Raw genomic sequence first — 12,271 nt, 5'->3', positions numbered from 1 at the left:
CTTTCTGATTTCTTTTAGACCTTTTCTTGTTCCAGTGGGACGACAGCGAGTGTCTTGCCTAGACTGGCTAAGACTTTCAAGACCGTGTCCAATTGAGGGCTGGTCTTTCCTGTCTCCATCCGAGCGATGACTGGTTGACTGACCCCACTGAGTTCTTCTAGTTTCTTTTGGCTAATGCCCTTTTCATGCCGAGCCTCGATCAGCTCTGTCATAATCGCGACCCGCAGATCACTTTCCAGGATTTCTTCCTTAGTGAAGAGCTCTGCCCTCACATCTTTCCAATTGCTACCGATGGCACTATTCTTCATCTCTTAGCCCTCTTTCCTTCAAATCTTGCAACTCCCGCTTGGCTTTCTCGATCTCTCGTCTGGGTGTTTTTTGCGTCTTTTTGACAAAATGATGCAGTAAGACAAAGCTCCCATCCAGCCAAGCCACGAATAAAATCCGATCCCGCAAGGGTCTCAACTCCTAAATCTCCGCATCCAGATGCTTGATGTAGGGTTGACCAGCACGAGTTCCATGCTGGCTCAAAAGCTCAATATAGTCGTTGAGCTTGTTGAGTTTGACCCGGCTGTCCTTGCTATCGTGACGAGCTAGCTCTCTCATGTAGTCCAAGACCGGTTGATTCCCTTGTTTGTCCTTATAAAAATAAATAGCGTGCACAAAGCAACCTCTTTTCGAATTAATTATAACTCTAAAGTTATTAAAAGTAAATACTTTTAAGTTATTAAATACTAAGGAGCACCCTTTGAAAGGATCAAAGGGGCTCACTTATACTATTCGAAAAAGGGTGCGCTTATGGATACTGATAAGGTTATTTTTTGAAGGTTAGATAAACATATCTTGTAAGAGTTTCTTTTGTATCTATATCTAGAAATTAATTTAAAAATCAAGTTTTTTATTATTAAGTAGAGTTACAAATTCATTAAAATATTTTGTTCTTAATAATATATATAGTTCAGAATCCAGGGCTATACGACTTAAAGCTTTTTCTTTGAACTTAGGAGTTATTTCTGTGTTACCTCTGTATTCAATTATTTCTTTTTTTAAGTTACAAATCTTTAATATCCTTGAAAAATCAGATGAAGCCAAACTTTCTTCAACAATAGAATTAATTTTATTAAACGTTGAATCTACATCAAATTCAGAAGATAAGCTATCTAAAAACACATGAGCATCGTGTTCATTTGGTTCACTTATTTCAATTAAATGACTTTCCATGAATTCATCAAGTCTCTTTTTCAATGCTATACTTATTATTTTATCTTTGTTTGCTTTACAAGATTCAATAATACTTTGTTGAAAATTTTCAAATTTTCGTTGTTTTTCTTTGTCGTCATCAAAAGGTAAGCAAGACTTCACTACTGCTTCATCAATAAGTATCATCTCTACTTCATTAAATGGAAGAACAAAAATCCCCTCTTCTGTGTTCTCTTGAATACTACTTTCATTCATCCAATCATAATCAATAATGCCATATGCTTTATTTCCATGCATTTTGTTTAAATAATTATAAGCCTTTGTGTATTGAATAACTTGCTTATGCCCTTGAACTGGTTTGACAAAACAAAATTCACTGAATAATTTGGAATATATTTGGTAGTCCAGACTATTTTTAGTTCCTTCGCAAAACAAAATTGGCTTTTTTGCACCAGATATTTCATTTAATAACGGTAATGGTATTTCTTGTGATTCTTCCAACACCTGATAATCCAAATCATAAGGTGCTTCAAAATTCTTACACCATATATAGGTTGCATTTGTTCTAGATTGAACAAAGTCCATGTTATGTGAAGCAAAAATAAATTGACAATCAGGTCGCTCTGATATGAGCAAATCCCATAATTCATTATAGACAGCAGCATTAAGGAATGTTTCTGGTTCGTCAACGATAATATAACTATTTTCTGGAGCTAGAAGGACATTACCAATATAAAATAATACACAGCGTTCTCCATCACTAAGACCATTTATACTATATTTAGAACCATTTTTTTCAACTTTAACAACTCTATCATCAGGTTCAAGTTCAAATATTATTTCTGGGAAAATTTTATTCCATATTTGCTCTACTCTATCCCATAAAGTTAGAGGTAAATCTTTTTCTTTTCTTGATCTACGAGTAACTATGTTTGTATAGTCTTTTACCAATAATGTTATTAATTTCGTAAAAGTATTTGAAAAATTTGCATCAATCTGATTAAGGTATAGATCTATTGTTTCGTACTTTAGGCTTATATTGTTAAACTCAGTAATATAAGAGTCTTCATCAACTACATTCCTATCCTGAATATGAGTAGCAAAACACAACAGTTTTTGAGCAGGTAAAACATACATTTCATTACTATTAATCTTACTATTATTCTTTCTTAACTCATTAATAAGACTTGTTTTCCCTGCCCCATTAGCCCCAATGATAACTGTGGTAGAATCTATTTTAGCAATAAAAGAGAAAAGTTTAATTACTTTGAAATTATATATAATTTGAGGAAATAAAGAATCATACGAATGAATATCACCACCATAACAATTGCAGATACTTTCTAACAAATTATCACGTAATGTTTTATACCTTACCGTTACATCATTAGACAAAGCTTCTTCATCTAGCTCTTTGTTTATAAAAGAAATAAGTTCAAATAGATAATCATCTACTCGATTATATAAATCTTTTTCATAATCATATATTTGACTTAAATTATCTCGAAACCTTTTCTTTTCAGATTCTAGCTTTTCAATTAAGTCTGTTTTAGAACTATACATAACTCCTCCTTAAATAAACATATCCTGCAAGAGTTTCTTTTTCAGAGTCTCGAGCTGCGAAATTTTTTCTTGGTGAGTAGCGATGAGGTTATCGAGGTTAGAGAAATAGGCCCCGATGGCTTGTTGTTCTTCTAAAGATGGTATTTTTATTTTTAAAGAAGATACTTGTTCTAAGGAAAGATTTGGTTGTGCGCCTACTGTTGGATTTTTTCGGATATAATCTTTCACAACTTCCCCAGATAATACTACCAACAAAAAATATGCATCTAAATTATACCCTCTAATGATTGCAAGAGCTTGATTTGTATTAGCTGGAAGAATATTTTTTTTAACAATTGCAGTTCTACCAAGAGTACCTGCAATCGAAAATAATACATCTCCTTCATACAGTATAGATCTCTTCAAACTTCCGAAATGTTCTTCCTCTGAAATTTTAACAATAGGATAGATTTCATTATCTTTTAAGTTTTCAACCTTAATAAAGTTAACCTTTCCTTGTTCTGATTGCGATTTTCCTGTTGTTCCTTTTGTAATCAAATCACAAAAATCACCTAACTTGATTAGGTCCCACTCACCTTTATATCCATCCAAACGTATTTCAGGAACGGTCTGTCCAGCTTTTGGAAACATCTTAAAGAGCATGGTCGCCTTGAGAGATTGATAATTAGCAAGATTGTCCTTGTAGCTAGCCAGAAGGTCGTCGAGGGTGCGGAAGAGGGTGCCGATAGCAGTTTGTTCTTCTAGGCTAGGTAAATACAATTCAATACTTTTAACAATAGCCGCAGAAAGATTCCCTTGCCCACCTTGTAGATATTTTTCCAAAATATTATCTTTCTCTTTTTTCAGATAATTCATAATAAACTCAGAAGAATATCCTTGATTAGGCTTAATAGCAAGAATTGCCTGATTAATGGCGCCATTGATTTGACTTATCGCAACCTCCCCACTTGTTGCACCATACAGAGCATATAAAATATCACCTTGTGCTACTATTTTTGCTGAAGAGTTTTGTAAAGCTTCATTACTAATAAATAATTCTGTTTGTTTTGATTTAACTTCTCCTGACCTTATAAAGGGTATGTCCCCCTCGTAATAACTCTTATTACTTGATTTTGGAGTTCCTCCAGAAAAACTTGTGGTTATCTCTCCGATCTGTTTTCTTTCAAGAGAATTATCATATCCCTTAAATCTAATTTTTGAATTATTATGTTGATTCATTTAAAATCTCCACTAAAATACATCTAACAAAACCATGGCATAAAATGAGGAATAACCTCGTTCTTATAAAGAGTAACCTTTTCTTTACAATATTTGTAAATTTCTTGGTTTCTATTATCCTTTAAATAGGATAATATTGATTCTAAATCGACAAAATTTTCATCGTCAAAAAAGAACATCGGCGGTAATAAAGCATCTTCGCTTTTACCACATGCAAACATTTCCAATGCTAAAAAACCATCAGAATACCCTCGATCATAATAAGCTCGTAAATATTCATTTTCATTCATCCTTTGGTTATAGAAAAGTAAATATCTACGAACAACTTTATGAATATATTGTGGCATTAACATTCTTCCTGACTTTTTATCGGCATGACACCTCTGAAAAGCATGAATTAGGCCATCTTGATAAGCAATACTTAATAAAAGTTCGGGATATTCTTGTAAAATTTTATGAAATTTTGAATCATCCATCCACTTAACATGCTCATTTACTAAAGTATCATTTGCAAATTCAGTAAATTGGTATAACTCGCTATCAAAAATAATTTTTCTTTTAATAAGTTCCTTTTTTAAAGAATTAACAAAATACGTCCCATCTGTAATTATTGGAATTATATTTTCGGGGGGATTATCTAACCACTTTTCATCAATTGTAACTAAATAAAATTGATTAGCAAACTGTCCCAAATCATCTGAAAGAATTTCAATAATTTTATTCAAATCTTCATCACCAAAAGAAAAACCTATAAACACCACTGTCTTTGTAGATAAAATTGTTTTTAATCTATCACCAATAGGCTTTGTGGATAATTTTAAATAACAATTTTCATAATCTGCAGCGGTTGCAATAATTGAACCTAAATTCTTAATAGAGCCATGAATTTTAAATACTCTTTTTTCAAACGTATCCCACAGAGCAACATCCTCATTGTAAATAATTGGAAACATATCACAATTATCCTCAAAAAGACAATCCCAATTAGTCGTTATCACTGTTTCAATTTGAGGAATTTGTGAAACTTCAGTATGGAATTCAGAAGCTATTCTATACAATTCAGGAAAATTCTCAATCATCTGAAATCTCTTATTTATTTTTTGAAATAATTTTTTTCGACCATTAGAAACATTACTACAGTATAGGCTCATAAGAGATGAAAAAGATAAATCATCCCTCACATTAACTTTATTATCTTTTTTTAATTCTTCAAACACATCTGTATAAAATGTGTAAGGCATAACTTTTTTAGATTCTGTGCTAATACCTGCCCCACAAAATAGTACCAAATTTTTATTAATAACAGCTTGAATAATATCTTCAGGTAAAATAAAATCACTATTTTTCAAACATTGAAAGCAACCTTCTATATTTTCTCCACTAACATGTATCATAATTATAATCCACTCTCAATCAACTTAATTTTTTATATAAAATCCATCGTAATTAATTATCTTGTAAATAATAGAATTAATTCTATCAATTTCATCATCTACTATTTTCATTAAATTCTTAAAATTTATTTTAGTTTCATACTCAACCATATCTATAAAGTAACTACTAGAATTTAAAAAAACTAGTTCGGGAAATGATTGAATCTTGTAGTGAAATATATTATTTCTTAAGCTACAATTATTTGGAAAATACTTGTTTTTAACTTTAAAAGTACACTTGAAATCATCCTCATATTCTTTTTTTAGATATTCATTGTATTTATTATGTACTTTTATCAGATAATTAACACTTACAAGATAAGTTTGAATTTTTGATCTATAAAATAGAATACCTTTAGAATTAAATCCTTCTGATAATACACTAGTTATAAAATTATTCTGACATAATACATTGAAAAGCTGTAATTGAACCTCCATTGGAAGATTTCCTTGCAAAATATTTCTACGTTTCTCATCAATAAGAAAATAATCTTTATGGCTCATGTTATTACTGTCTAATTTGATTTTAGAACCTTTAGAAATAGAATTTGATTTATTAAATAGTTTTATTATATATTCAATAATAAATCCAATATGTTTAGAATACTCAAAAATAACCTTTTCTATTTCTAATGACCATGTTTTAAAAGATACATTTTCCTCAAACTTTATAAAATCTTCAAAATAAAGAAACTGTTGACTGGTATTTCCAAATGGAATATTATTTATACTAAAAACTCCAAAGTCACATTGCCCAAACAAATAAACAAAAAGTTTTTGTAAAGCATTATAATCTGTTTGAAGTATGGCTTTAAATTCTTCCGAATTCTTTCTTAGTAGTTTACCAGCCTTTGATAATTTTTTATCAGAGTATAATTTTAATCCAACCCTAGAACTTTTTAGTAATTCCTCAAAATTATAATCCCCTGTTTTAAAGACATCCATTTTTACATCTTCATCCTTAAATATTTCAAGCCATCCTAAACAAATAGATGAGATAATTGGAATTAAAGCAATATAAATTTCATTATTGCTAGCTTCATCTTTGGAATTATAAATAAATTCTAAAATTTGTCTTAATTCTATAGTTTCCTCTAGCAGAATTGATTTGGATACTTCGTGTAGACATTTTTGTTTCATTATTTAGCCATTCTAACGCTTTTCTATCTCACATATTGTCAGTTTATATACTTACAAAGTATAAATAACAAAATTTAGAAATTATATTCAATATTTTTTGTATTATATTTTTAGTACTTTTTTGCAATAAACGTTAAAATTATCGTTTATAATTTTACCTAAATCATCAATTAAATTAACTGATCTATTTTCAATATTAGATTTTTCAAAATTATCTCCTCTAAAAACTTTGTTAATGTAAAAATATAACTCATCCTCATCACGTAACACTCTCATTTTTTCTTCAAAATTTTTATCTGAGATTTTTACATTTGTATCCCTATGCAACAAGGTTAAATTCCCTAATCTATTCTCGTCTGAATCTTCCTTTTCAAAATTACTTTGGGGTATAATATGTTCCAACTGCCAAATCATTTTACCTTTATGATCTAATTCTGTAAAATCTATTGATCTCCCATTACTTTTAAATTTCTCAATACTAATAAGCAGAAAACGAGTGAAATGAACATGTGTCCCGCTATAATAATTAACTCGCTCTCTCTGTTCATCCTCAACAAATTTCTGAATTACTTTTTTATAGTCATTCAATTTTAAGTAATGGTGCTTCTTTTCCTGATTCTTAAAATATTCTAGAAACCGATTACCAAAAACTGTTTTAAAACTATCTAATAATTTATCCACATTATCTCCTCTACCTCCCCACTCTCAGTGGTTCAATCACTTCTTCAATCAGTTGGGTATAGGCTTCTTTGATTTGTTTTTTGTAGCTGAGTGGGTTGAGAGCATCTGTTACTTCTGCCTTGTAGTCTTTGTAGCGTTGGCTCTTGGTCAGCTGGCTTTCACCGGCTTGTTTTTTAGAGCCTTTACGGTAGTGTTGGATATAGTAACGGAGTTCGTCGGCTCCGATATACCAGTTTTTGGCGAAACTTACGATATGGCTATCAATGACGGATTCGATCATCTGGTCCAAGACTCCGGTAATGGATTGTCCTCGGTAGCGTTCGGGCTCTTCTTGGACTTGGGTCCAAAGGTTTTGGATGATCTCGGCTAGGCTTGGATTGGTCCGGTTCAGGCTCTCGATATAGCTATCCACAGTTGCGATGTCCTTGTCACTCAGGGTCTGCTCGTCATTTTCCTCCTGCTGGATCATACTCTGGATCAGCATCAGGATATAGGCATAGTTGATCTCATCGACTTGGACAGACTCTAGCTCATAGTGGATGTCCAGCTCATCTTGGCTGTCCACTTCTGGGTCCCTGCTCTTGATCTCCGCCAGGATATTTTGATAGAGTCCCAGATAGACTTCGAGCTGACTGTCGCTGAGGCCTGTTTCCCGATAGATCTCTTCCTTATCATACTCAGAGTAGACACGGATCGAGGCTTGGTACTTGTCAAAGACCTGATAGGCTTTGGCGACCTTACGGAGCTGAGCTGTTGGAGCTTGCTCGAGGGCGACGCCTTCTTCTTCGATGTCTGTGACTTGGCCTTTAAACTCTGCCCAGGCTTTTAAGAAGTTGCGCTTCTCTTCTTCCCAGCTAGGTGCTAGGACCTCATTTTCTCCTCCATTGGAGTAGAGCTTGAGGGCATTGTCAACGGCTTCCTTAAAGGCTTGAGGGCGCTGGAAGGTGATGATATGGCCGAAGTGTTTCTTGTCATCAAAGATCCGATTGGTCCGGCTGAAGGACTGGATCAAGTCCTGTGGGCGCATGGGCTTGCGATCGATAAAGAGCGTAGAAAGACAAGGTGCATCAAAACCAGTCAACAGACGGTCAACCACGATGACCAGATCCAACTGTTCATTGCGATAGAGATACTTGTCCTGCTTTCTGGCCAAGCGATTATTGACATCGGTGTTAAAGCCCCGCAGATCTGCTAGGCTAAAATGCGTTCCAAACTCTTGGTTGTAGTCCTCCATGACCTGCTTCATATGGTCTTGGTAGCCGATGGACTCTTCCTCATTTTCAGACACCGAGTAGGTGATGGTAAACTTTGGAAAATCTGGCAAATGGCGTTTGACCCGCTCGGAGACCTTGACCCGCTCCTTGCCCGCGAGTATGCTCTTGAGCAGATTGTAGTAAGCCTGTGCTCGTGGGATGGACTTGACTGTCAAGATAGCCTCATAGCTCTTTCCAACCCCTTTAGGGATATTGAGCTGTTGCTGGCTCTTATTGAGAATGGCATCTAGGACCTCTAGCATGTGCTCCTTGTCCTCATAGGCCTGGTCTGGGATCTCTTCTTCTAGGAGATTAGAGATGATGGTGTTGCGGTAGTCTACCTTAAAGCCAAGAACCGCTCCATCATGGATGGCTTCCTTGACCGTGTATTCATGCAGGCGATCACCATACTGTTGGTGGGTGGTCTGAGCCAGGTCTCCCACTTGTTTGCGTTTGTTTTCCTTGAAGATTGGAGTCCCTGTAAAGCCATACCAGAGAGAGTTTTTGAAGTAGGCTTTGATCTCTTTTTGCGTCTGTGGGGTGACCGCCCGGTGGCACTCATCCACGACAAAGGCCACGCGCAGATCCTTGATCTTCCCAGCATCCCGCTGATACTTTCCTTCTTCGAACTTGCGTATCATGGTCGTGATTTTCTGGATGGTCGTGACCACCACGCGTTTGTCATTGCCCCCTAGGCGCTTGACCAGTTCATGGGTATTGTCCGTCTCGTCGATGTCGATGACATCATTGGCCGCATAAGAGAGGAAGGACGAGGTCGTCTGTTGGTCCAAGTCTCTGCGGTCGACGACAAAGATGGTCTTTTGGATCGCTGGGATCTGCAAGAGATTGCGCGCTACCTTGTAAGAGGTCAGAGTCTTGCCTGATCCAGTCGTATGCCAGATATAGCCCGACTCTTGGCGACGAGAGGCTTCCTGTACAGCCTCGATGGCATGGATCTGGTAGGGACGCAGGAGGATGAGTGCTTTCTTGCTATCGTCGATGACTGAGTACTGCATGACCATCTGGTGGGCCCGAGGAATGGAGAGAACCTCATGGGCAAAGCTGTTGAGATCGATCATAGGTTGGTTATCCTTGTCCACCCACTTGGTCAGGAATTGCTTGTTTAGCTTGCTTTCACGGGCTGCAGCGATATAGCGTGTGTCGACTTTATTGGTCACGACAAACATCTGTAAGCTCGAGTAAATGCCCCGGAACTTACCTTCTCGGTCGTACTTTTTGATCTGGTGAAAGGCATCTAGAAAGGCTACTCGTGGACTCTTGAGTTCGATATGGATGAGAGGCAGGCCATTGATCAAAAGGGTCGTATCGAGCCGGCGATCTTGGTCTAGCGGATAGGCCTTGTCGCGTTCGACTTGGTTGACCACTTCATAGCTCGACTTCCCAGCAGCGATATTGTCCCGCCAGATGACCGCTAAGCGGATAGTTCCTAGACTAGCATCCTCCCGTTGGACTTCTACCTTGGCGATGCCATTTTCACCTGCTAGCCACTTGGCCGCTTCATAATAGCTGACAAAGTTGAGCTGGTTCTTGATCTGGCGCTTTTCTTGGTCGGTCAAGGGATGGTCCGCCAGCACGGCGACATTGTTTTGCGCGAGCTTATCAAAGAAATTGTCCCACAACTGGTCTTCATTCTTGAGATCCTCTCGGTAGGTCCACTGACTCTCTCCTGATGTCAACTGCTGGATCAACTGTCTTTCAATCTCAAGTTCTGGAGTTGCTACTGCCTTCATCCGTCTATCCTTTTCCTGTACATAATCTCCTATTATTATAGCATGTTTGGGAAAGAAATTAACGCTTTCAAAGCATTTTGTTGCTTTTTCGCGCAAAAAAACGAACCTGGTCTGGTCCGTTTTTTCTTAATCTAATTGAATCCCTTTTTCTGCTAGATTGTCTAGGCATTCTTGGAGGTAAGTAGCCTGATGCTCGGGATAGATGGGTGTACTCAAGGCTTCTTCTCCCAGTTCTGGGTAGGCTGGGCAGGTCTTGCCTCGGTAGGTCGGCTCCCACCACTCTGGGCTGACCTTGTAGCCACGAGCGGTCATCTCCTCCATGATGAGGCGGTGATAGGCATAGAGGCGATAGGGCGAGTAGTCAAAGACATAGTTGACCGTCGCGTGCTTCTTGCCCCAGCCGTTGCCTCGAAGGGCGCAGCATTCCCGATGTTGGCCGAGGAGCTGGGGACGAGGGAGTTTGCTAATCAAGTCTTGGTGCCACAGTCTCATCTATTGACCTCCTAGTAATGTCGAGTCTTGCAAGTAGCGATTGGGATAGCGCTCAAGGAGCGTCTGGATCCCCTTGATGAGATCCTCTTGGCTAGCTTGGCCATGCTGGTATTTCTCAAGTAGCAGCATGAAGTCGGCCTTTTCCTCAGGAGTCGCCTGCTTTTTGAAATAGCCCCAAATATGCTGGAAAGCATTGGAGACCTGGCCACGATTTTCCGGCAAGGCCAGCGCTTGCTGGATCAGGTCCTCGACGTGACTGACCTCAACCTGGTCTTGCTTGAGGTATTCTCGGATTTCCTTGTAAATGTTGCTGGAATGACTCAGCACCAGGTATTTATTTTTCGCCCATAGGACTTGGCAGTGATGTTTTTGATCCACTCGTGTCTCCTTTTGATCTTCTCTATCAATAGTCCTCCCATTATACCATGGAAATGAGTTAAGTCATAAAAAAAGTGGACCTACAAGGCCCGTTTTTCTCGCTGTTTTATTTATCAAAGGGAGGCTTTTAACTGCTCTATCTGCTCTTCACTTAAATCGGTATACCGTTGGACATCTTCGGTGCTAAAGCCATTGGCCAAGAGTCCTTGGGCGATACGAAGGGTAGCTTCTTCTCGTCCTTGTTCTAACCCCTGCATTCTTCCTTGTTCTAATGCAATCTTGCCAGCTTCTTCCTTGGTTTCTTTGAGCAAGGTTTCCATACACATATTCCAGTTTTCTCTGAGGCGGATGCGTTCATCTATCATGTCTTTTTCCTCCTTGGTCCAATTGGATGGGATTAAGAGCGACTCTGCTTGTTCGATCACTTGATCTGGTTGATGACTAAAGGGATGATTCCCGAAGAATTCTAGCCACTGTTGCAATGGATCACTCACTTGCGTCCCTCTCCTTTCATTATACTTGTCCAATTCTAAAAAGGCAAGTCGCAATAGATTATGACGTTGATTCCCCTTGCTATTAGCGAGAAGGGGACCCCCATGGATGGCATGACGCACTTCATACACATTGACAGGAGAAGCCTCATCAGGGAAAATACTCTTCTCCAAAATCGCAATCCCATAGACTGGAACCAGATCCTCGTACATCTGATGAGTTTGGCCTTTCTTCCGTTTTTTTCGGACATTTTCAATCAACTGGTTGGCCAGATAATAATAAAAACGATTGACAAAATACTCCTGCTTCATGACTTGAATCTCAATAATGACTTCTAGGCCCGAATCTAATTTTGCTCGCACATCTACAGAAGTCTCAAATGGGTAATCTCCTAAAAATCCTTGTTCATGAATTTGATTGCCTTCTAAGATTTCTACCGAGCGGATGGGTAAGTCCAGGACCTCTTGGATAAATTTTGCAGTGACATCTGGAATACTAAAAATTTTCTTTGCAATCAGATCCAGAGTGGGTGAAATATGGGGATGGCGTTTGCGCATCTTTTTCCTCCTTTTACATTCTTAATGAGGGAGAACCAACTCCTCCCTTACTTATATCATTCGTAAAAAGATTCTCTCCCACGAAAAAAAGCCTGAGACCTGCTCAGACTTTT

The 12,271-nt window shown here is 37.5% G+C and carries 10 protein-coding genes and 1 pseudogene; all 11 read right to left on the bottom strand.

Annotated features, from left to right (window positions below):
• Positions 1-14: 14 nt before the first annotated feature.
• Complete coding sequence (locus ACOXXR_RS03275) at positions 15-308, bottom strand: helix-turn-helix domain-containing protein (RefSeq protein WP_021144391.1); 294 nt, start codon at positions 306-308, stop codon at positions 15-17.
• Positions 298-663 (bottom strand): annotated as a pseudogene (locus tag ACOXXR_RS03270) (type II toxin-antitoxin system RelE/ParE family toxin). Before ACOXXR_RS03270 ends, ACOXXR_RS03275 begins: the two are co-directional and overlap by 11 nt.
• Positions 664-882: 219 nt before the next feature.
• Positions 883-2,763, bottom strand: coding sequence for an ATP-binding protein (locus tag ACOXXR_RS03265; RefSeq protein ID WP_445278713.1), 1,881 nt, complete (start codon positions 2,761-2,763; stop codon positions 883-885).
• A 9-nt stretch (positions 2,764-2,772) separates the two neighbouring features.
• Complete coding sequence (locus ACOXXR_RS03260) at positions 2,773-3,981, bottom strand: restriction endonuclease subunit S (protein ID WP_445278712.1); 1,209 nt, start codon at positions 3,979-3,981, stop codon at positions 2,773-2,775.
• Positions 3,982-4,004: 23 nt separating this feature from the next.
• Positions 4,005-5,375, bottom strand: a complete 1,371-nt coding sequence (locus ACOXXR_RS03255; protein ID WP_445278711.1) for an SIR2 family protein — start codon at positions 5,373-5,375, stop codon at positions 4,005-4,007.
• A 24-nt stretch (positions 5,376-5,399) separates the two neighbouring features.
• Positions 5,400-6,554: a hypothetical protein gene (locus tag ACOXXR_RS03250; RefSeq protein WP_445278710.1), complete on the bottom strand. Its 1,155-nt coding sequence runs from the start codon at positions 6,552-6,554 to the stop codon at positions 5,400-5,402.
• Between the two features lie 102 nt (positions 6,555-6,656).
• A complete protein-coding gene (locus ACOXXR_RS03245) occupies positions 6,657-7,235 on the bottom strand; it encodes an HNH endonuclease family protein (protein WP_445278709.1) in 579 nt (192 codons plus the stop codon).
• A gap of 10 nt (positions 7,236-7,245) precedes the next feature.
• Entirely contained in the window at positions 7,246-10,239 is a 2,994-nt protein-coding gene (locus ACOXXR_RS03240) for a type I restriction endonuclease subunit R (protein WP_445278708.1), read from the bottom strand.
• Between the two features lie 126 nt (positions 10,240-10,365).
• Complete coding sequence (locus ACOXXR_RS03235) at positions 10,366-10,731, bottom strand: TIGR02328 family protein (RefSeq protein WP_445278707.1); 366 nt, start codon at positions 10,729-10,731, stop codon at positions 10,366-10,368.
• The gene (locus tag ACOXXR_RS03230; protein ID WP_003017122.1) at positions 10,732-11,109 is read right to left on the bottom strand and encodes a YbgA family protein; all 378 of its coding nucleotides are present in this window, start codon (positions 11,107-11,109) and stop codon (positions 10,732-10,734) included.
• A 113-nt stretch (positions 11,110-11,222) separates the two neighbouring features.
• Positions 11,223-12,158, bottom strand: a complete 936-nt coding sequence (locus tag ACOXXR_RS03225; protein ID WP_445278706.1) for an Rpn family recombination-promoting nuclease/putative transposase — start codon at positions 12,156-12,158, stop codon at positions 11,223-11,225.
• Between the last annotated feature and the right edge of the window lie 113 nt (positions 12,159-12,271).

The sequence above is a fragment of the Streptococcus sp. KHUD_013 genome (assembly GCF_052588545.1).
Note: the sequence above shows the minus strand (reverse complement) of the source record. Positions and strands in the feature narration are given on the sequence as shown.